17 protein-coding genes are annotated in these 20572 nt (G+C 50.5%); 1 reads left to right on the top strand and 16 read right to left on the bottom strand.

The genetic code is table 11. The annotated features are described in order from the left end of the window. Positions 1-175: 175 nt before the first annotated feature. Both Q5741_RS12335 and Q5741_RS12330 read right to left on the bottom strand, forming a co-directional pair. A complete protein-coding gene (locus Q5741_RS12335) occupies positions 176-2524 on the bottom strand; it encodes a YhgE/Pip domain-containing protein (protein WP_305024395.1) in 2349 nt (782 codons plus the stop codon). Positions 2525-2721: 197 nt separating this feature from the next. Beyond that, complete coding sequence (locus Q5741_RS12330; RefSeq protein WP_305024394.1) at positions 2722-3318, bottom strand: TetR/AcrR family transcriptional regulator; 597 nt, start codon at positions 3316-3318, stop codon at positions 2722-2724. A gap of 427 nt (positions 3319-3745) precedes the next feature. On the opposite strand from Q5741_RS12330, the gene Q5741_RS12325 reads away from it, so the two are divergent. Next, on the top strand, positions 3746-4924 hold the full coding sequence (locus Q5741_RS12325) for an MGDG synthase family glycosyltransferase (protein ID WP_305024538.1): 1179 nt from the start codon (positions 3746-3748) through the stop codon (positions 4922-4924). Between the two features lie 150 nt (positions 4925-5074). Here the strand turns inward: Q5741_RS12325 and Q5741_RS12320 are convergent, their stop codons facing one another. The 14 genes from Q5741_RS12320 to Q5741_RS12255 form a co-directional block, all read right to left on the bottom strand. After that, a complete protein-coding gene (locus Q5741_RS12320; RefSeq protein WP_305024393.1) occupies positions 5075-5758 on the bottom strand; it encodes a metal-dependent hydrolase in 684 nt (227 codons plus the stop codon). A gap of 107 nt (positions 5759-5865) precedes the next feature. Beyond that, entirely contained in the window at positions 5866-6708 is an 843-nt protein-coding gene (locus Q5741_RS12315; protein ID WP_305024392.1) for a cell wall hydrolase, read from the bottom strand. 108 nt (positions 6709-6816) lie between these two features. Next, the gene (gene thpR / locus Q5741_RS12310; RefSeq protein ID WP_305024391.1) at positions 6817-7404 is read right to left on the bottom strand and encodes an RNA 2',3'-cyclic phosphodiesterase; all 588 of its coding nucleotides are present in this window, start codon (positions 7402-7404) and stop codon (positions 6817-6819) included. Positions 7405-7636: 232 nt separating this feature from the next. Next, positions 7637-8599 (bottom strand): TRM11 family SAM-dependent methyltransferase, encoded by a 963-nt coding sequence (locus Q5741_RS12305; RefSeq protein WP_305024390.1) that lies wholly within the window; start codon positions 8597-8599, stop codon positions 7637-7639. 41 nt (positions 8600-8640) lie between these two features. Further along, the gene (locus tag Q5741_RS12300) at positions 8641-10404 is read right to left on the bottom strand and encodes a HAMP domain-containing methyl-accepting chemotaxis protein (RefSeq protein ID WP_305024389.1); all 1764 of its coding nucleotides are present in this window, start codon (positions 10402-10404) and stop codon (positions 8641-8643) included. A 473-nt stretch (positions 10405-10877) separates the two neighbouring features. Next, the gene (locus Q5741_RS12295) at positions 10878-11816 is read right to left on the bottom strand and encodes an MsnO8 family LLM class oxidoreductase (RefSeq protein WP_305024388.1); all 939 of its coding nucleotides are present in this window, start codon (positions 11814-11816) and stop codon (positions 10878-10880) included. A 164-nt stretch (positions 11817-11980) separates the two neighbouring features. After that, entirely contained in the window at positions 11981-13390 is a 1410-nt protein-coding gene (locus Q5741_RS12290) for a deoxyguanosinetriphosphate triphosphohydrolase family protein (RefSeq protein WP_305024387.1), read from the bottom strand. 254 nt (positions 13391-13644) lie between these two features. Next, on the bottom strand, positions 13645-14544 hold the full coding sequence (gene nikC, locus Q5741_RS12285; protein WP_305024386.1) for a nickel transporter permease: 900 nt from the start codon (positions 14542-14544) through the stop codon (positions 13645-13647). 110 nt (positions 14545-14654) lie between these two features. Beyond that, positions 14655-15659 carry an ABC transporter permease gene (locus tag Q5741_RS12280; RefSeq protein WP_305024385.1) on the bottom strand — a complete coding sequence of 335 codons (1005 nt, stop codon included), beginning with the start codon at positions 15657-15659 and terminating at the stop codon, positions 14655-14657. A gap of 120 nt (positions 15660-15779) precedes the next feature. After that, on the bottom strand, positions 15780-17438 hold the full coding sequence (locus tag Q5741_RS12275) for an ABC transporter substrate-binding protein (RefSeq protein WP_305024384.1): 1659 nt from the start codon (positions 17436-17438) through the stop codon (positions 15780-15782). A 557-nt stretch (positions 17439-17995) separates the two neighbouring features. Beyond that, positions 17996-18301 carry a holin gene (locus tag Q5741_RS12270; protein WP_305024383.1) on the bottom strand — a complete coding sequence of 102 codons (306 nt, stop codon included), beginning with the start codon at positions 18299-18301 and terminating at the stop codon, positions 17996-17998. A gap of 35 nt (positions 18302-18336) precedes the next feature. Beyond that, complete coding sequence (locus Q5741_RS12265) at positions 18337-19293, bottom strand: glycoside hydrolase family 25 protein (protein ID WP_305024382.1); 957 nt, start codon at positions 19291-19293, stop codon at positions 18337-18339. A gap of 135 nt (positions 19294-19428) precedes the next feature. Then, entirely contained in the window at positions 19429-19725 is a 297-nt protein-coding gene (locus Q5741_RS12260; protein ID WP_305024381.1) for a helix-turn-helix domain-containing protein, read from the bottom strand. Positions 19726-19727: 2 nt separating this feature from the next. Next, positions 19728-20321: a sigma-70 family RNA polymerase sigma factor gene (locus tag Q5741_RS12255; RefSeq protein ID WP_305024380.1), complete on the bottom strand. Its 594-nt coding sequence runs from the start codon at positions 20319-20321 to the stop codon at positions 19728-19730. Positions 20322-20572: the final 251 nt, after the last annotated feature.

Below are 20572 nucleotides of genomic sequence, written 5' to 3'. Positions count from 1 at the left end.
GTTGCGTTATTACTTAAATGCGGTAAAATAACGTATTTTTATTCTGACTTATCTATAATTAATCATTCCATGCAGCAGGTTGTTATATGTCTTCTCTCCGCACGCTGTCTCTATTATACAAAAATCCGCCTGCCCCGAGGGCAGACGGACTTTGCAATTCCAGAAGACGCTTCGATTAGACGGCGGCCGTTTCAGCAGCCTGCGCCTTTTGATTTTTTTTACCTTTAAACAGGAAATACAATGCAGTCAGTACAATGGATACCCCGCCGTAGATCGCCAGAATACCTGCCTGATGCCACATCACACTGTAATCACCTGTCGAGATCACGCTCTTGTAACCCAGAATACTGTGGGTCATCGGGAGAAGCGGACTCAGCGGTTTCAGCCAATCCGGAATCAACTCAATCGGGAACGTACCACCGCTGGTTGCCAGCTGGAAGGTAAGTGCCAGAATGACGATGAACCGGCCTGGCATATCGAACCAGGTTACGAGCATTTGCACCAGGAAGATGAACGCCAGGCTCACCAGGAAGGTGTACAGATAAAATAATGGAACGCTCTGAACCTCAAGTCCAAGTCCATACAGGATAATGGTAGTAAGAATCAGCGACTGGAACAAGGCCATACCGCCGAAGGCGAACGTCCGGCTAACGAACAGATTCCATCCGGAAGCTTCCGGTACGGAAGATTCACGCACTTTCAGAACGATGGTTGAAATCAGCGCCCCGACAAACAGACCGAGAGACATAAAGTAAGGTGTCAGACCCGTACCATAGTTCGGAACCTTCTCGCTGGTATTCTCGGCTGTCTGAACCGGATCAGCGAACATATCAACCATCGCATCGGTCTTATTAATGCTTGCCCGGTCTGCCGCATCGTTCAATTTGTATGCCAGCTCATTAGAACCGTCATTAATCTTGTCGATGCCCTCTTTCAGCTTGCCGGCGCCATCGTCCAGCTTAACGGAACCATCCGCCAGTGTAGTAACACCGCTGCTCAGCTTGTTGACACCTGCCAGAAGCTGGCTGGAGCCGTTATCGAGCTGGCCGGCACCTTGGGCCAGCTGCTGACCGCCTTGGGCCGCTTCGCCCAGCTTGGCATTGAACTGCTTCAGCCCGGCGCTCAACTGATTCTGGCCGCTTTGCAGGCTTTTCGCACCGTCCACCAGCTGCTGCTGGCCGGCTGCGAGCTGGCTGCTGCCCTGCACCAGCTGCTGCTGGCCGTCATGCAGCGCCGCTGCGCCCTGCACCAGCTGCTGCTGGCCGTCATGCAGCGCCGCTGCGCCCTGTACCAGCTGCTGCTGGCCATCATGCAGCGCCGCTGCACCTTGGGCCAGCTGCTGCTGGCCGTCGTGCAGTTTCGCGCTGCCTTGAGCCACCGCTTCGCTGGCTTGGAGCAGCTTCTGCACGGCCGGATTCTGCGCCAGCTCAGGGCTCGCCTGAGCCAGCTGCTTCAGCCCGTCGGCTACGCCCTTCGCCCCGTCGGCAACCTGGCCGCTGGCATCCGCTGCCGAAGCCAGGCCGCTTTCGAGCTTGGCGCTGCCCTGCTCAGAAGACTGCAGGCCTGCAGACAGCTTCGCACTGCCATCCTCTGCGGACTGCAGGCCAACGAGCAGACGCTCGCTGCCAGCCTCAGAGGAGACCAGCCCCTGATTGAGCTTCTTCGCTCCATCCAGGGAGCCCTGCAGGCCGTCAACCAGCTTGCCGCTGCCCTCGGAAGCCTGATCAGCACCTGCCGCCAGCTTGGTTCCGGCAGCCTGCAGCTGGCCAAGACCGCTGCTGAGGTCACTGCTGCCCTGCTTCAGGCGGGAAGCTCCGCTGTGCAGTTCACTGACCCCCTTCGTTAACGGACTGAGGCCGTCTTTCAGCTCCAGTGTGCCGTTGGCCAGCTTCGCCAGATTTTCCTTAAGCGTGGCTGCACCCTCATCCAGATCGCCGGCACCGGAATGAAGCTCACCTGCGCCTTCACCAGCCTTCGCAATACCGTCCGACAGTTTGGATACCTGGTCCAACAGACTGTCCGCATAAGCTTCCGTTACTTTGGAAGAAACTTTGGCACGAATTTCCTTGATGGCGCTGTTGCCAATCTGGGATGCCACAAAGTTGTAGCTTGCATTAGGCTCATAGACCAGCTCGGCTGGCTTCGGCTCATCATCCATCAGTGTCGTAGCCTGAGTCGAGAAATTCTCTGGGATGGTGATGGTCATGTAGTATTTGTTGTCTTTCATACCTTTACGAGCCTGATCCTTCGAGACAAACTGCCAATCAAATTCCTTATTGTCTTTCAGTTCCTTGACCAGGTCTTCACCTACATGCAGCTGCTTGCCTTCAAGCTCGGCGCCCTGGTCCTGATTAACGACCGCGATGGGAAGACGGTCCAGATGACCGTAAGGGTCCCAGAAGGCGGCCAGATAAATACCGCTGTAGATAATCGGGATAAACATAATGGCAATGATCGGAATCAGCACCTTCGGGTTTTTCACGGCTGTCCCCAGATCCTTGAAAAACACGGATAACGACTTCATGGTGGTTTCTCTCTCCTTAATGGTGATCTCTATTTGCACCTCATCATGATGTAGATGCTCCACACTGCTCCTATTAATCGAACTGTTCTGCTCTTTTTTATATACAGTCCGTGGAAAATGCCTTTCGTTCAAAACTCAATGACCAGAATAACCAAACGGTCAGTTCAGGGCATAAAAAAAGCTGCTCACCACTCCTGTCATTCGGAGTCAAGGGCGGGCGCAGCTGCCAGTCCGTCCATTACAAAAAGCTGCAGATAGTTGCGAATCTGCTCCTGGGTCAGAGGCACATGCTTCCGACTCCAGTCAGTCGTCAGGGTTACATACAGCTTGAGCAGCACATACGACACCACCTGTGGGTCACACGGCTTCATCTCCTGGCGTTCCAGGGCAAGCCGGATCTCCTGCTCGATATAGCCTGCAATCGCCTCTTCCACTTTGTACAGTCCCTCAACAGCCTGGGCGGTTCCGAAATCACGGACTTCCTGCATCAGCTTGATGAACAGTTCATGTTCCGTTCTGAATTCGAGCAGGGCATCCAGAACCCGGAACAGGTTATCGAAGAACGGCCTGTCATGGCTAATCTGAGCTTCCGCAATCCTCTTCATCTCCAGAATGAGACTGCGGAGAATTTCATCAAATAACTCTTCCTTGTTCGTAAAAAAGGTATAGATGGTTCCTTTGCCGACATTCGCAATCTTGGCTACCTGCTCCATCGTAGTCGCCTTGTATCCGAACAATGCGAAGGATTGGGAGGCGGCCTTCAGAACTTGCGATCGGCGGTCAACCACGGTCAAGACACTCTCCTCCTCGTATCAGTTATGACCATAATTCAAATCCGGTCATTCGGTCATTTCTCACTTTACCACTTTCACTGCCGGGAAGCAACAGGTTCGCTTCAAATTTTATGTTTTAATCTGCATATCATGGACGCGCTGCTGGTCCAGCAGGCTGCGGATCCCGAAGCAGTCCTAATTCCTCCTGTCAAAAGCGTTTTTATTCATTTTTTTCCAATAGACTATCGACCATATATTTAAAATGTTACACTTGCAGGGTTGAGTAAAGTTCAATTCGTCTATACAATTTGGTAAGAGCTTGAAATCTTTCCACCCGGTCTTACGTATGATATTAAGAGATTGTCTCCGTGACGTATTTTCATGGACATATGAATTTTGATAATAGGGTTTTACCCGAATGATTTAAATGAGCAAAGTAGGTGCTATGATGCGCAAGAAACGAATCCTGCTGCTGTCAGAAGGCTTCGGCACGGGACATACACGTGCAGCTTATGGACTGGCAGAAGGAATGAAGAAGCTGTATCCCGATATTCAGACCCGGGTCATCGAATTGGGGAATTTCCTGAATCCGACCGTCGGTCCCCTGATCCTGTCGGCATACCGCAAGACCGTCAGCGTACAGCCAAGGCTTGTCGGCATGCTGTACCGCAAACAGTACAGCAAATCGCTGAACGGCCTTACACAACTTGCCCTGCACAGGATCTTCTATACTCATGCAGCGCAGGTCATCCGCCAGCTGCGTCCGGACGTTATTATCTGCACTCATCCTTTTCCGAATGTAGTGGTATCCCGCCTGAAGCGTCATGGATTGGAGGTTCCGCTGTATACCCTAATTACCGATTATGATGCCCACGGAACATGGATTAATCCGGAGGTTAATCAATATCTTGTCTCAACTCCTAAGGTCAGCAGCCTGCTCCGCAGCCGCGGAGTCCACAGCGACCGCATCCAGGTTACCGGCATTCCAGTGCATCCGGAATTCTGGGAGAGCTGCGATCCCGGAGAAATCCGGCGTCAGTTCTCGCTGAAGGCTATGCCGACTGCCTTGATCATGGGAGGTGGCTGGGGGCTGTTGTTCAAGGAAGAAATCATGAACAAGATCGCCGCCTGGAGCGACAAAATACAACTGATCTTCTGTATGGGCAGCAATGTCAAACTCGTACAAAAATTACAGGACAATCCCCGCTTCCGTCATCCGAACATTCATATTCTGGGTTATACCCCCGAGATCAGCAAGCTGATGGATGTCTCGGATCTGCTGGTTACCAAGCCGGGCGGAATGACCTGTACAGAGGCTATGGCCAAAGGCATCCCCATGCTGTTTGCACCAGCAATACCTGGGCAGGAAGAAGAGAACTGCGAGTATTTCGTACAGAATGGATTTGGTGAAGTCATGCACTCTGAAGAAGTTGTGGAACGTTGGTTTAACCAGCTCAGCTCCCAATACAAGCAGCTGGAGCAGCAGCGTCCACTCCGGAGCATGCTTGCCGGCCACCACCGCTACAATCCCGAAATCTGCTGTCGGACGGTTGCAGAACTGCTGTCTCATACCGTCAATGAGCGTCCGCTTATTGCCGCTGGTCGAGATATGTCACCCGCAACCTAGATCTTCATGAATCCCATCCATTTCATATACAAAGAGAGCTCTATTCCCGCAGGGATAGAGCTCTCTTTGTATATCTATCTTCTATATAATAGCACCCATTGAAGAATGATCTATTTTTATGTTCTTCGACAAGAACTCTCCGAGTACAGGTCAGAACTCAATGCTTTGTCCGGGACGTAACGCCAACCCTTCCATGCCAGCCTGTCGAAGACGGTCACAAAAGAGATTCCCGTCCTGCTGAATTTCAGGAAAGGTGTTATAGTGTACCGGAATTGTTCGCTTGGCCTGCAGCCATTTTGCCGCCATCAGCGCATCCTCGGGTCCCATTGTCAGATTGTCACCAATCGGCAGTGCCGCAGCGTCAATGCTGTTCGTCTCTCCGATCAGCCGCATGTCACTGAAAAGTGCGGTATCTCCGGCATGGAAGAAGGTCTGGTTATCCATCGTCAGCAGCACGCCTCCAGGTTCACCCAGATACAGCGGCTTGTCCTCCACCATAAGCGCTGAGCTGTGGAAGGCCAGCGTATATTTCACCTTAAATCCATCAAATAGATAGCCGCCGCCGATGTTCATCGGATGAACTTTAACGCCTTGAGTACGGCAGTATTCAGCCAATTCGAAGACCGCAATAATCGGACAGTCGTTATTTCTGGCGATTTCAATACAATCACCAAAGTGGTCGGAGTGTCCATGAGTAAGCACAACAGCATCCGCCTCAATATCTTCAGCCCGAGTCGATGCCGCCGGGTTTCCTGTTAAAAAAGGATCGATTATAACTTTCTTTCCAGCGCCTTCAACCAGCATGGCTGAATGTCCATAATACGTAATCTTCATACGGATCAGCACCTCCTCTATATTCTTTTACCCAAATATAGCGAAGGACTGCACAAGGAGCGGCAGAATTTCATAACAAATAAAACCTAGCCAATCAATCTATAAAACTATTTATAAAACGTATGATGCCCAATCTGCTTGACCAGCGTCTGGTGACGGTGCACATACAAATCATCTGCCAGCGTCAATGACAAAAAATAATAAGTCGTATCCGGCACTTCCTTGCGTCCATTCAGCGCTTCCGCGGCAGCACGAATTGAATCCTTATTCGGCGTCACACGGTTAAAACGTCCATTGGCCACCGGGCTGAACTGGGCTCTTTGATATATTACATCTTTGATCGTGTCGGGAAAATTGGCTGACCGCAGCCGGTTTAAGACAACATTGGCAACTGCCACTTTGCCTTCGTACGGTTCGCCTTCCGCTTCTGCCATAACAATTTTTTGCAGCATCAGCAGTTCTTTAGGGGACACATTGTAACTGCGGGTAGACTGAGCATGGTCAGCCGGACTCAGCAGCCGGGTCCGCGTAAAGAAGATCGTTTTTGGGGGGATGGTAAGATCGGCCTTGGCGACCGTTGGAACAGCTGCCTTGGGCTGGTGCGAAGCCGCAGCTGTCTTGCTCTTGGTTTGTGGGACTGCTTTGGTTGCAGGTGCAGCCACCACTTGCTTCGTCATCGGGTAATTGAACGCTGTAGCTGTAAAGGATGTCTTTAACAAGCTTCTTTTTTTCAACATTTCCGAGCTGACGGCAGAGCCTGTCCTCTCCTGCTGGGTAGAAGTAGCTGTGAATGGCGCATGAACCGATGTCTCCAGTGCGACCAGTTTTTCGTTTGATGCAGATTCTTGCTTTTTATTTTGGGCCTGTGCTACCAGGCTAACCCCCATAATACACACCATGATTACGCCCAGAAGAGGCGCAAACCAGCGATTCTCTCTAATGATATCCATATCTTTCCTCCTGTTATCAGACACACACCTAGAATTATGTAACCCAAAATGCGTCTTTTGAATAACGGGGTCAAATATATCACTAAGTTCACACAGAAATCAAGCCGTTCATCTGTGAAATGGAAATGCTTCAATAACTTGGTACATCGGCTGTTTCCCCATTCTTGTCGCAAAAAGGACGAATTCACCGACCTCCCATTCCTCTGTTAAAGACACCTCTCCAGCTCCAAAATCCGGCGAAACAGGCTGGTCTGACTTGTATTTGCGGGCCAGTGTAATATGCGGCCGGTAAGGGCGGTCTTCCGGCTGATATCCTAAATCAGAAGTCAGAGAAACGATATCTTCATAGAGCACGGTCAGAGGCTGAATCTCTCCTTTTATCCCTCTCCATAAAATACGGGGAAATTCTTTTCTACCAAAAAAACCTGTTTCACCCAGATGAAGCACAAAGGAATCCCGTTCCTTGGCAGCTTCCTGCAGCTTTTCGACCAGAAGCGGAATCCGTTCAAGAGGCACATCTCCTAAAAATTGTAAAGTAATGTGGTAATCTTCAGGATCTACCCATTTTGCAAAATTCAACGACGGCCTGTGGGTCATTGTCCAGGTGTACAGTTCCTGCTTCCATGCACTCGGAAGACGGATCGCAGTAAACAATCTTTCCTGGTCTATCCGCATGGATTGATACTCCTGTGTCATCTTGGTCCCCTCCTTTTCCAATCAGTGTTGCCGGAGGAAAATGTACGTAAACCCTACTTTCCTAACAGATTACTCCGGGGGAGAGATTAATGCAAATCATGACAAGGAATAATTTCCAGATTAAGCAGTATCCGTTATTTGTAAACGTTATCTTTGAACGAATGAAACTCCAAAATCAAAGGCCGTGCGCCGCAGTTCTTGTCTGCACACGCACGGCCTTTTCCAGGACCAATTATTCACATACCCGAACCAACCGCTCGAAGGTTCCCTTCCTTACGCTGCAGCCCCCAGTCACCTGCCAACCCGTCTCTTGCAGACTCTGATCCATATCGGCTGTACTTACTACGACAGCTCTTTTGGCCATCCTGCGCAGGCTCCTCAGCATGTTCAGCTGGGCAGTATCTTCAATCAGCGAGCACAGGTTATATGGCAGGTCCAGAATAGCTGCATCGTAGGACTCCTGAAGGTCATTCATGTCTCCGCACTGAACACGTTCTCGGCTGTAACCAAAGTGCTCCAGGTTCTTGACTGCGCCGCGGTAGGCAGCCGGGTTCCATTCATTTCCGTGAATGTTTATTCCCATAGACAATGCCTCGATCAGTACGTTGCCCATCCCGCAGCAGGGATCGATTAAGGTGATTTTATTAGGATTTGGAACAGCAATATTAACGAGAGATCGAGCCATCTCGACACTAAGCCCTGTTGAATAATTATGAGGCTTATGGCGGTGCTTCCGGTAGTCTCTTGAACTGAATACACAAACCCCGAGAAGCCATTCGCCGCCCGTATGAACGAGTCCAAATACGAGATCGGGATCCTTCATCCGGGCAGTCCCTTGTATGCTGCTTCCAAGGACACTTTCAGCCCAGCGCTGGGCTTCATAATCCAGCGGCACGGCTTCTTTGATACACATTAATTTAAAGGTCTGGCCCTCCGGAACACTAAGGCGGGCCGTCAGCTCCCTCAGCTGCTCCAAGGAACCCGCAGACAGCAGGGGGTCCAGCCTTAGCCGGATAAACGGACTTATGTCCGGATCCACCCGGCGGTCTGAGACAACCATGATTTCATTTTTCCCCGCAGGACCAAATAACGATTGCAGTTCAAGCCGGCATAAATCCTGTTCTGTTTCATGGCTGTTATGAATGTATACATGGGGAAGCTGTTCTGCCGCTTCACCGGGTATGCTGTCTGTCATGCTCGTCATCTCCATCCTTTGTACCGGCTTTTACCCGCAGCTTAATCCAGCTTGAATCTGGAGACCGAGGCCTGAAGCTCCTCGGCCATCTCTTTCAGCTCTTGAATCTGGACCGTTACACTTTCCAGAGATCCTACCTGCTCTTCTGCAGAGGCTGACGCCTCCTCAACTCCGGCTGCAGCCTGCTCCGAGACGGCCGAAATCATCTGACTGTACTCATTCATCCGCTCACTGGCTTCCTCCATCTGTGCCAGATTGGAGGTTAACGCTCCAATCATGCTGTCCATTTCGTCCAAGGAACCTGCGATAACGCCAAAGGCTTGTCCGGTAGACTCCATCTGTACACGCCCCTGCTCACTCTGAACCACACCGGTCTGCAGGGACTCAACCACCAGCTTGGAGTCATGTTGAATACTGGCTGTCATCGTCGTAATTTCCTGGACCGATCGCTGCACGGCTTCAGACAGCTGGCGCACTTCGCCAGCAACGACAGCGAAACCGCGTCCGCTCTCGCCGGCCCGGGCAGCTTCAATCGCTGCGTTTAGAGCCAGCAGGTTGGTCTGACGGGCGATGTCCTGAATGACCTGTACGAGTTTATCGATACTGGCATTCTTCTGATCCAGCTCCATCACCTTGTCCATAGAGTCAGAGACAATATCCGCGATGATTCGCATCTGCCTTACGGCATGATCCATTGAAGCTTTCCCTTGTTCGCCGGCACGCATGATTTCCTGAGAGGTGCTGCGCATCTGTTCTCCCCGGCTTGAATGATCTTTGATATACGTGTTCAGCTCACTAACCGCCTGGGCAGAATCCACAGCCGTCTGCGCCTGCGACTCTGCTCCACGAGCAATCTCCTCCATCGTAACCGCAATTTGTTCACTGCCATGCTTCGTCTCGCCAAGCATAACAACCAGCTCACCACTGCGGCGGTTCAGAGTTCTCGACGTCCTCGAAATCGCTGTAACCATCTGTGCCAGATTGCGCTTCATATCATTCATAGCTAAAGCCAGAATACCAATCTCATCCCGTCGCTTGACTATGATGTCCCCTTCAGCCAGATTACCTTCAGCCATGACCTGAACAGCGGATGTTACACGCACCAGTGGGCGTACAATCGAACGGCGGACGAGCAGATTAGCCAGTATGGTCAGGATAATGACCGTCAGCACACCTATCATTAACGTCCACCGACCGGTCTCAAAGCTGTTGAATACTCCGTTTCGGTCCGACGCTGCCATTTTGTGATTATAATCAATCAGAAAATTCAGATCATCCTGTATCGTATCAAAGGCTGCCGTTCCCTTCCTGGCCACCTCTGCCGCCAGTTCACCCTGCCCCTGTTCGCTCAGGTTGATGGCCTGCTGATTGACAATCATATATTCGTTCCATTTATTCTTCAGTGAATCAAAATGCTGCTGTTCTTCTGAAGAATACAATCGGGAGCCATATTCCTTGAACGTCTGTACCAAATCACGGATGGTCGAGGTGCGTTCATCCATAATCTTCGATTTGATATCAGCCGATTCGCCTTCAAAGTGACGATAACTGAGAGTCAGCACATGCTCCATGTCGTAATGAATTTTATTAATCTGTTCAATACCAGGCATCCATGTGTCCGCAATATTCCGGGTATTGTCCCTCATCTCGTTCATCCGGATGAGCGTAACCGCTCCCAGCACAATAAGACAAGCCACCAGAATGCCAAACAAGATCCCGATTTGCCGGCCCACACTTTGACGAACATCAAACCAGGATAAACGGTTACGATTGTCCAGTTTCTTGCTCCCCTTAGCGAATTTCATTAATACCATCTCCCCCTGAGACAAATCCTTTTTTTGATTCAATGGAACCGGAGCCTTGCGCTTGGGTTAAAGATGCCCTGTCTGTATTTTTTTGTATGTAGGCATAACATCCCACCTGAACAACGGGTGCCAAGCATAATTATGTAGGAATCTGATCCCAATTCAGCATAAAGAATAAATGATGATTACGGCCTTCATCAGCATGTATCGAGCTAAGTGTTTTACTGCGGCCGCAGGCTGCTGTCACCAACAGCATGTATCACATCACGCTAAAATTTGGCCAGGATCGATTCATTTCTCTATTTATTTTTTCGGCTATTTATACATTTTTGATTAGCTGGATCTTATGAATCCCACCTTCCCTTCCCTGTTTAAAAATGACAGAAATAAACCCGTTTCTTATTCCTGACCAACATCCAAAAAATGGTTCAAAGGAACTACCCTCTCTCCTTTATAATGTACCATTGCCGACATCATTTTCCAATAAGGGTTTGTGCCAGAAGACGATAGGATTGAAGTCGCTCCTTGTGGTCAAAAGGGGTGGTTACGATCAGCAGCTCATCGGTTTTGAATTGACCAGCCAGCACGTTCAGCTGCTCAGCTGCCTGTTCTGCATTACCGACAATCCAGCTAACCGGATAACCCTCAGGCCCCTGCCCCTGCGGGTCTGCGTTCATGCTTGCTGCGGCACGTGCTGCTGTCTCTTTCGCTTCGGCTTCAGTGCGGGCGCAATACAGAGCTGCTGCCACGATCACCCGGGGCTCCTCCATCATGGAAGAGGGCTGGAACTGTCCTCGGTATTGATGAACGGCTTCCGCACCGTCTGTCTCACTCATAAAATGCCCGAACACATAGCCCGTGCCGAATTCGGCTGCATAAGCAGCACTCTTGACATTGGTACCGAGCAGCCAGGGCACCGGCGGAGTACGCGGACTCGGTGTTGCATGGACGGGCACATCTTCATAGGTGTAGGTTCCCTCGAGCAGCTCCATCACAGCACGCAGCGATTGGGGAAATTCAGCTACATGCTGCAGGAAATTTCCACTGAGCGCCATGGAAGCATGGGCTTTTCCCCCGGGAGCACGTCCAAGTCCCAGTTCCACTCTGCCCGGATAGAGAGCAGACAGCAGGTGGAACCATTCTGCTACCTTCAGCGGGCTGTAATGCGGAAGCAGAACAGCGCCTGAACCCAGCATAATCCGGCTGGTGCGTGCACCAATGTGGGCAAGCAGCACCTCCGGGCTTGCTGATCCCAAGGATTCGAGGTCATGATGTTCAGAGGTCCAGTAACGCTGGTATCCCCACTCCTCCCCTTTGACAGCCAATTCGGCGGCTTGCTGTACTGCCTGCTCCGCGCTTACACCCGCTTGTACCGGGACAAGATCAAGAATACCCAAATTCAATGTTGTCATCCCTACACTCCCGTCCAAAAAAATTTATTACTATAATATTGTCCTATTTCTACAATTGCTTCTCCTGCTTCATAACTTGTTCATCTGCTTCACTACAGTATGCGTATTATGAAAGCTATAAAGCGTACACAAAAAAACAGCCGACATCGGCTGCTTCCCTGCTTCTAATCCACATCATAAATCGATCCTACCTTGAGACCGTAGAGTTCATTGTAGATTTTCTCCGCATAAGCATCGGTCATACCTGCAATGTAATCAATCACCATATGCTCCCATGTCCAGATCGGCCGGGCTTGGGCTTGATCCCGCTCATACCGCTGCAGCCAGTCGGTTGGAATAATGGACTTCGAGGTAGCCGGATCCAGGAAGGCTCCCCAGAGCCTGCGAATCATCCACTCACTTCGTTTCTGGAGCCGCTGCACCCTCATATCTTTAATCATCGTTACCCAGGCAAAACTTTTCAATACACTGACAGTACGGAGCATATCCACGTCCTCGGCGCCTTCGCGGACAAAGGTCACCTTCTTCCAATCCCCTTCGTCCAGCACGCCCAGGCTGTTGGCGAACAAGCTCACCCAATGCCCTTTCACTTCGCGCCGTGTCCGGGAATAATCCTGCTCGCATACCGGCATTTTCTCATTCCATACCTTAAGAAATGCTTCCAGCACGTTCTGAACCTTATGCTGAATCTGGAGTTCGTCCCAGCCCTTCCAAAAGCTGTCCTCCAGCGTCATAATTTTCTCTACAATCAGGCGGTTCAGGTGAGGATCAAACAGAAAATGCTCGTGAACCTCAATCTTGCCGGCCTTGATTCCGTCTTCCAGGTCATGAGCAGAATAGGCAATATCGTCGCACAGATCCATTAACTGCGCTTCGAGCGTCTTTTTACCTGCCGGTATCCCCCATTCATCACGGATATGCGAAATATACTCCCATTCATGCCGATACATGCCTTTCTTACTGACCATACCGGAATACGGATATTTATTGATACCGAGGAGAACAGCGTCCGACAGATTCAATCCATCGATGTTCTCCCGCTTTTCCAGGAACATGATCAGACGGAAATTGTGAGCATTGCCTTCAAAATGTTCATATTTGCTTCGGACCTTTGCCTGAACATCCAAAATCTCCTGAGGTGTCGGCTGTTTCCCCTGGAACGCTTCCTTCACCTTCTCTTCCACCAGACGGTCCAGTATCCCGTCCAGAACTTCTTCCCCCTTGTGCCCGAAAGGAGGATGGCCAAAATCATGGGCAATCGCCGCACATTCGACCACTTCGGAATCCAGCACAAGCCCCGGATTGGCTGCACGAGACAGGTCAATATCAGGATACAAGCGAATCAGGCTTCTTGCAGCTTCCCGGGCAATCTGGGCAACCTCCAGCGAATGGGTTAGACGTGTACGGTAATAGTCACCGGTACCGGCGCCAAACACCTGTGATTTACCCTGCAGGCGCCGGAACGTAGGGGAATGAATTAGTCTGGAGTAATCTCTCTCATAGGCCGCACGGGTAGCATCACTTCGTGTCTGCTCCGGGTGCTGCCGGTGTTGTCTCTTTTCACTTATTGTCATCATGCCACTCCTACTTCGCATTTTGCATAACCATCCGGTAACAGATCTAGGCTTACACACATATTCAGCATATCGATGATGTTAATATTTATACCGTGATGCTGCTGATGGGAAGTTACTGTCAGGTTTCATGCAAATAGCTGATTTGTCTCTATTGGAGTGATTATACACATTTTTGCACAGGTCATAAAGCAGCTGCAGTTATCCATCCATATGATCTCAGATGTAACCGCTCTATTAAAGTCCGTACCCCATTACTTCCGCTGCGATTTCGGGTCTAATACATCCCGCAAACCATCACCCAGCAAATTAAAGCCCAGCACCGTCAACATGATGGAGATGCCCGGAAAGAATACGGTCCACGGAGCAAGCTGGATAAATTGGCGGGAGTCTGACAGCATTTTTCCCCATTCCGGGGAGGGCGGCTGGGCACCCATACCCAGAAATCCGAGAGCCGCCGCCTCAATGATTGCCGTACCAACCCCTAACGTTCCCTGTACAATAATCGGTGTCAGCGTGTGCGGAAAAATATGTCTAGCCAAAATTCGTATATCAGAAACTCCAATCGCCCGTGCTGCTGTAATGTACTCCTCATTCTTCAAGCTGAGCACCCTTGAACGAACCAGGCGGCCATAAGTCGGTACATTCACGATGGCAATCGCATACAGTGCGTTCTGCAGGGAGGGGCCAAGAATCGCGACAATCGCAATCGCCAGCAGAATCGCAGGGAAAGCGAGCAAAATATCAAATATACGCGAGATCAGCATATCCAGCCATTTCCCATAAAATCCGGCCACAATCCCGAGTACCGTTCCTGCTGCGATAGAACCGATGACAGACAGAAATCCGACCCATAACGAAATACGGGCACCATACAGCGTGCGGGACAGCAGGTCCCTCCCCAAATCATCTGTACCAAACCAATGCGTGGAACCCGGAGCTTTTAAACGCTGTACCAGCTCCTGGGCTTTGTAATCATATGGAGCGATTAGCGGAGCAATCAGGGCCAGAACAATAAAAATCAGAATAACTGTCAGTCCTGCGACAGCGGATTTGTTGCGGCGGAAGGACCGCCATGCGTCCCGCCACGGACCCGACACCCTCTGGGTCTGCTCCTTGACCTGTACCTGGTTATTCATGGATACCTGTGCCATCGAGATCCTCCTTTTCTATATGCATGCAAGAGAAGCGGCTTAAATATTTTCCTTCTATATAATATAAGTTCTGAAATGACCCGGACTTCCGGATACATCAGCCGCCCAAGTCACTGATAGTGAATACGGGGATCAAATAAGGCATACATCAGATCAACGATCAGGTTGATAAACACAAAAATAAAGGCAACCACCAAAATGCCGCTCTGAATAACAGGATAGTCCCTTGAACTGATTGCTTCAAAAATATAACGGCCTATACCCGGCCAGGCAAAGATGGTCTCGGTCAACACAGCTCCGCCCAGCAGTGCTCCTGTCTGCAATCCCACCACGGTCAGTACCGGAATAAATGCATTCTTGAGCGCATGCTTATAGACCACCAGGAAAGGAGACATCCCTTTTGCTCTTGCCGTACGAATATAGTCGTTGCTCATAACCTCCAGCATACTGGAGCGTGTCATCCGGGCAATAACAGCCATAGGGATGGTTCCCAGCGCAATGCTTGGCAGAATCAAGTGCTTAATAACGGTCCATACCTGATCCCATCTTCCGCTAATGATTGCATCAACAACAGCCAGATGGGTAACGCTCTCGACAGGATCACGCGCATTCATGCGTCCAATGGAAGGCAGCCAATGCAGTTTGTTGGCGAATATCCACTGTTCCATCAGTCCCAGCCAGAAGATCGGCATCGACACCCCAACCAGCGCAATGACCATACTGGTGTAGTCAAACCACGAATTTTGTTTCCAGGCGCTGATGATCCCTGCATTCACACCGATGACGACAGCGAACAGCATACTGGCAAACGTCAGTTCAAGCGTCGCTGCAAGATAAGGCAGCATTTCCCGGGCAATCGGTTCACGAGTGCGGATCGATTCCCCAAGATCGCCTCTCACCAGTTCTCCAAGATAGGTGCCATACTGCTGAAGCCAGGGCTTATTCAAACCCAACTGCTCGCGCAGCGCTTCCTTGGAGGCTTCTGTCGCCTTTTGTCCAAGTATGGTCTCAGCCGGATCACCTGGTATAGCATGTATAATAGAGAACACGATTAGCGTCATACCGAGCAGAACCGGGATCAGCACGAAAATGCGTTTGACGATATAGAAATTCATCGAACCTCCACCTGCCTGTCATCGAAATGGAAGAGGCCGGCATCCCGTCCGCAGGCTTCTCAATAGCGGAGAAACCCTCTCGGGCAGGTACCGGCGCTCAATGGGTCAGACACTTACAGTCTATTCAAAATAAATACCTGCATACGATTCCGAACCAGTCGGGGATGGAACGTAGCCTTTCACATTGGCTTTCCCTGCCAGGAGTGGGGTGGAATGCACCAGCGGAATCCAGGGCGCATCCTTCTTAATGATCTCCTGTGCCTGCTTGTAGAGTTCAGCCCTCTTGTCCTGGCTGGTCTCCTGCTGTGCCTGGATCAGCAGCTTATGAAGTTCCTCATTCACATAAAAGCTGCGGTTATTGCCCGGAATGGCATCCTTATCCAGCAATGTATACAGGAAGTTGTCCGGGTCACCATTGTCACCCGTCCACCCCATCATATAAATATCGTCTTTCTCTCCGTTCTTCGTATCATCCAGATAGGTCGCCCATTCCGGCGACTGGATACTGACCTTCACGCCGATCTTCTCAAAGTCTGCCTGAATAGCTTCGGCCACCTTCTTGCCATCCGGCATATATGGACGGGATACCGGCATCGCATAGAAGGTCAGCTCCTCAGGAATCCCATTCGCGTACCCTGCCTCGGCCAGCAGCTTCTTGGCCGTATCGAGATTGTAGTCATAATCCTGGACACTCTCGTTGTACCCCCATAGGGAAGGAGGCATAGGGTTAACCGCCGGCTTGGCTTGTCCGCCGAAGAAAGCGTCGATAATCGCCTGCTTGTTCACAGCATGGTTCAGGGCCTGTCTGACTTTAGGGTTATCGAACGGTTTCTTCTTCATGTTAAATCCGATATATGCCACGTTAAAAGACGGGCGTTCAAACTTCTGCAGCTCTGTGTTACTCTCCAGCAGAGGTCGGTCATCCGGGTTTAAATCCTCCATCAGATCAATCTCACCGTTCTGCAGTGCATTGAAACGGGCTGTGTTGTCCGGAATGGAGCGGACAATCACCTTGTTCAGCTTCGGCAGCCCCTGCTTCCAGTAATCCGGATTCTTCTCCAATGTAATGGAATCATTACGCTTCCACTCCTTGAATACGAAGGGTCCGGTTCCTACTGGCTCGCTCTTGAAATTCTCCTTCTTATCCTTAATAGCCTGCGGGCTGGCGATTCCGAAGCAGGTCATGGCAATGTTCTGCAGGAAAGGCGCCTGCGGCTGGTTCAGCGTGAATTGAACCGTTGCTGGATCGACTGCTGTGACTTCCTTGATGACACGGCTGCCTTCAGGACCAAACATCGAATCATAATAGTCAAACGAATCCCCCGCAAATTTATAAGAACTCTTCGGGTCACTCCAGCGGTTAAAGTTAAACACGACTGCTTCCGCATTAAAATCAGTGCCATCATGGAATTTCACACCCTGGCGAAGCTTGAAGGTGTATGTCAATCCATCAGCTGTGACCTCCCAGCTCTCGGCCAAGGCGGGTGCAACTTCCGTTGTACCTTCCTTATACTCCAGCAGAGAATCGAATACCTGATGGCCAATCTTCAGCGATTCACCATCTGTAACGATAGCCGGGTCCAATGCAGCTGAATCCCCGCCCCGTCCAAAGATAAGCGTATCCTGGGTACTGGCTGTGCCGGTTTCACCCTGGCTTTGGCTGCTGTCATCCTTCTCCGGTGATGTTGACGTATTGCCTCCTCCGCTCTCTCCGCAGCCAGACAGTACAATGGACATGCCCAATGCCAGCATCAGCATGCCGTTCAACCATTTCCTCATGCAACGATCCCCTTCCTCTGCCCGATATTTTATTTTATATGTGTTTAACATGTTGTTACCAGAATTATTGACTTTACATCATATAGGGCTCTATCCCTTGCTTTCACCGGAGATCCGAAATCATCCGTTGAACAACAATCGAATTAAGGTATGTAAAAACCATGCCTGCACGCGGCGGACTACCGGCGCTCAAGCACGGATATTCATATAAAGTTAGAAAGAAGAAGGACATCTGAAAGTGGTCGAAGAAGAGTTTGTAGGATTAGGGTGATCAAGATCGGTGGTGCAGAGAGAACAGTCATAAAGTCTGCGTCTGCTAGGGAGTGGAAGTGCTCGAATCGTAGTAGGATTTTGTCAGATTAGGTAACATATTAATTCATGAATCAATCTACACAACGTTTGGGGAATAACAATAATAGGTTGGTAATGGTAACTCTACAATAAAAAGTATTTGATGACAAGAGTGTTTTTTTATTAAAGTATTCATTTTTGCTATAAACAATCTTCAAGTGTCATAAACAATGACATAAGGCACCTCCGTTATTATCCTAAACCCGTTAGGCGCCTGGCGGTTTTTGAACATGATCATCCTGACTCATACCGGAACGTTTGTTAAAGGCCAATTCGAACAGTCCGGTTGCCGCCAAGCCTGCCAAACCTCCCGACCACAGGCGGGGGACCAGCTCGAGATCCGTGAAAGGAAAGGAGGTCCACCCTACAAACAAGCCAATGGCCAGGCCGATCGCCGGGATCCACTGCTTGGGTACATTGATTGTCGTTTTGACCAGCTGGACCAGAGACATTACGAATACCGCCAGTACGGAAGCAAAAGAAAGCACCGTTGTGAGAAGCTCATTCGCCATTTCTGTCACCCCCTCCCCTTGTCCGCCGTTGCACGTTATTTCTCAAACAGTCCGAGGCGGTAAAGAACAACCATGAACCTGTAAAAGTCATAGCTGCTGTTCTCTGTCGTGTTGACCAGCGGACTTCCCGGGCTGAAAGCTGCTGCTGCCTTCACGGCATCCTGAGCCCACACCGGTACTCTCATGCTCTGCCTGCCCTGCAGGGAAGCCAATGCCTCTGCCTGCTGCTTAATCACATTCCCCTGTTCCAGAAGGGCCTGCTTCAGCACATCCCGGCTGTTCTCCAGCTCGGCCACCTGTTTTTGCAGAGCTTCAAAAGCCGCCTTCTCTTCTGCCGTCATCGGTGATACCTCCTTCGTAATATAAGCGGATCGGAGCTGCTGCTCGGTTCCGTCATAGACATTCAAGTCGACATTCCCCCGGATTCCCGCCACACGGCCGCTGTCACTGTACTGCCAGAAGTTCCAGGATTGCCAGGCTGTTGTATCGGTTGGTGGTCTGCTGCTGTACCGGGCGATCCACAGATCATATGCACCCAGCGCTGGGCCGAAATTAGCGGCAAAGGAATTCCCTGTGTAGACAATGGGCCTGCGCCCGGTCAGCTGTTCTAATTCACTAAGAAAAGCGAGCGCTACCACCGTAATCTGGTCCGGCTTCAAGCTGCCCGGATTGTTCTCATAATCCATTACAGGTGGAAGCATAAAAGCCTCCGCACCGCCCGCTCTCTGCAATACAGCTGCAAAATGCCTGGCCTCAAGACGCGCTTCACTTTGGCTGACCGCATCCACGAAATGATAAGCACCTGTAAGCAATCCGGCCTGCGCAGCCTCTTGTGCATTGCGTACGAACTGCGGATCCATAAATCGTTGTCCCTGAGACGCCTTAACAAATGCAAAGGTAATGCCGTCCTCCCTCACCGCCGCCCAATCAATGGTTCCCTGATGATGGGATACGTCGATACCGCGCACATCGCTGCTGCTGCGGTTCTGCATACGTCCTCCCCCTTTCTGCCGTATGTGGCTGATGCAGGGGACAAGTATGCCGAGGCTGCTCAGCCTGATGACCTACTTGTCTCTCCTATATTGTAATATATGCGAGACGATGACCACGGTATGGTCACTCCCCTCTTATTGTGAAAGACTGGCTCCTGCCCCTTCCGGCCGTTCAGCAGATAACCCGGTCAGCTCCGGGACCTGTCCGAATTCATCTACAAACTGCCAAAAGCCGGGGGTACGATCCAGATCATATTTTTGGACAGCTTCAATCATTTTGAGGTACAGCTCCTGGCGCAAATCGTCCCTTTCCTGAATACTTGTCTGACATAAGGAGCGGCTGATCTTTGGCTGGAACAGCTCCAGAATGCGCTCCATGGCCTGCGGGTGATATCGCTGGGCCTGCCGGCACAGTTCAAATAAATTATTCATCTTCATCCACCTCTCTTCACATAAGCTTCTCTCAATTTCCGGATTGCCCGGCTTCGTGTCTTCGACACGGCCTGCTGGGTGATGCCCAGGGCTCCGGCAATCTCCGTATCACTCTGCTGACTTACATAAGCAGCGGTTATCACTTCTTTCTCCCGCAATGTCAGCTTTTTCAACGTCACATACAAGGATTCGCATCCGATCATATCCTCCAGCAGTACCCCGCCTGCAGGCTCCTGATCCCGGCTCCCATTCTCTGATATAGGATCAGCCATCAGTTCAATCCGGCTCGTTCCTCCCTCTTCCGGTTGAACCGGCTGATCCAGAATCAGCTCATACCTGGAACGTTCCCGGCGTTCCCTTCGGTCAAAACCTACAGCATAATAATGAACAAGCATGGATATATAAGCCCGGAACCGGATATCAAAAAAGAAAATACGGAAAGCCTCATCCAGCTGCTGACGGTTTTCATTATTCGGCTTCCGCTGCACCTCGTGGAATAATCTCCTATGCTCAGGCACCGCGAAGAACGAGGCAAGTAACGTATCTTTACCGGCCGATGGACTGTCATGCTGTTGCAAGTTTTTTTCTGTACCCATCCTGCAGATCACCTAACCTTTCATCCAGCTTTGAATTGGTTCTCATCTTGTTTTTTATTACTTAAAGTTGACTTGCCCGCCAAAACAACAACCAAAACAGGAACATTTGTTCGTTTTTATTTTGTAAAAAAAACCTCCTTTTCATTAAAGAAGGGCAGTTTCAACATAGCATGGACAGCCATTTCGGGTAAAACCTCGTTATCGGGCAAAATCACAGGAAAATGGATGGATACATCCCCATTATTACCTTT

The organism is Paenibacillus lacisoli (assembly GCF_030580655.1).
GTDB classification, from domain to species: domain Bacteria; phylum Bacillota; class Bacilli; order Paenibacillales; family Paenibacillaceae; genus Paenibacillus; species Paenibacillus lacisoli.
The sequence above is the reverse complement of the archived record's forward strand: the minus strand, read 5'-3'. Positions and strand labels throughout refer to the sequence as shown.

Excerpts from the sequence above, each read along its gene's own strand:
- Q5741_RS12335 (WP_305024395.1), bottom strand. The coding sequence starts at position 2,524 with ATGAAGTCGTTATCCGTGTTTTTCAAGGATCTGGGGACAGCCGTGAAA.
- Q5741_RS12260 (WP_305024381.1), bottom strand. The coding sequence starts at position 19,725 with ATGAATAATTTATTTGAACTGTGCCGGCAGGCCCAGCGATATCACCCG.
- Q5741_RS12295 (WP_305024388.1), bottom strand. The coding sequence starts at position 11,816 with ATGACAACATTGAATTTGGGTATTCTTGATCTTGTCCCGGTACAAGCG.
- Q5741_RS12255 (WP_305024380.1), bottom strand. The coding sequence starts at position 20,321 with ATGGGTACAGAAAAAAACTTGCAACAGCATGACAGTCCATCGGCCGGT.
- Q5741_RS12300 (WP_305024389.1), bottom strand. The coding sequence starts at position 10,404 with ATGAAATTCGCTAAGGGGAGCAAGAAACTGGACAATCGTAACCGTTTA.
- Q5741_RS12275 (WP_305024384.1), bottom strand. The coding sequence starts at position 17,438 with ATGAGGAAATGGTTGAACGGCATGCTGATGCTGGCATTGGGCATGTCC.
- nikC (WP_305024386.1), bottom strand. The coding sequence starts at position 14,544 with ATGGCACAGGTATCCATGAATAACCAGGTACAGGTCAAGGAGCAGACC.
- Q5741_RS12265 (WP_305024382.1), bottom strand. The coding sequence starts at position 19,293 with ATGCAGAACCGCAGCAGCAGCGATGTGCGCGGTATCGACGTATCCCAT.
- Q5741_RS12280 (WP_305024385.1), bottom strand. The coding sequence starts at position 15,659 with ATGAATTTCTATATCGTCAAACGCATTTTCGTGCTGATCCCGGTTCTG.
- thpR (WP_305024391.1), bottom strand. The coding sequence starts at position 7,404 with ATGACACAGGAGTATCAATCCATGCGGATAGACCAGGAAAGATTGTTT.
- Q5741_RS12320 (WP_305024393.1), bottom strand. The coding sequence starts at position 5,758 with ATGAAGATTACGTATTATGGACATTCAGCCATGCTGGTTGAAGGCGCT.
- Q5741_RS12315 (WP_305024392.1), bottom strand. The coding sequence starts at position 6,708 with ATGGATATCATTAGAGAGAATCGCTGGTTTGCGCCTCTTCTGGGCGTA.
- Q5741_RS12305 (WP_305024390.1), bottom strand. The coding sequence starts at position 8,599 with ATGACAGACAGCATACCCGGTGAAGCGGCAGAACAGCTTCCCCATGTA.
- Q5741_RS12270 (WP_305024383.1), bottom strand. The coding sequence starts at position 18,301 with ATGGCGAATGAGCTTCTCACAACGGTGCTTTCTTTTGCTTCCGTACTG.
- Q5741_RS12290 (WP_305024387.1), bottom strand. The coding sequence starts at position 13,390 with ATGACAATAAGTGAAAAGAGACAACACCGGCAGCACCCGGAGCAGACA.
- Q5741_RS12325 (WP_305024538.1), top strand. The coding sequence starts at position 3,746 with ATGCGCAAGAAACGAATCCTGCTGCTGTCAGAAGGCTTCGGCACGGGA.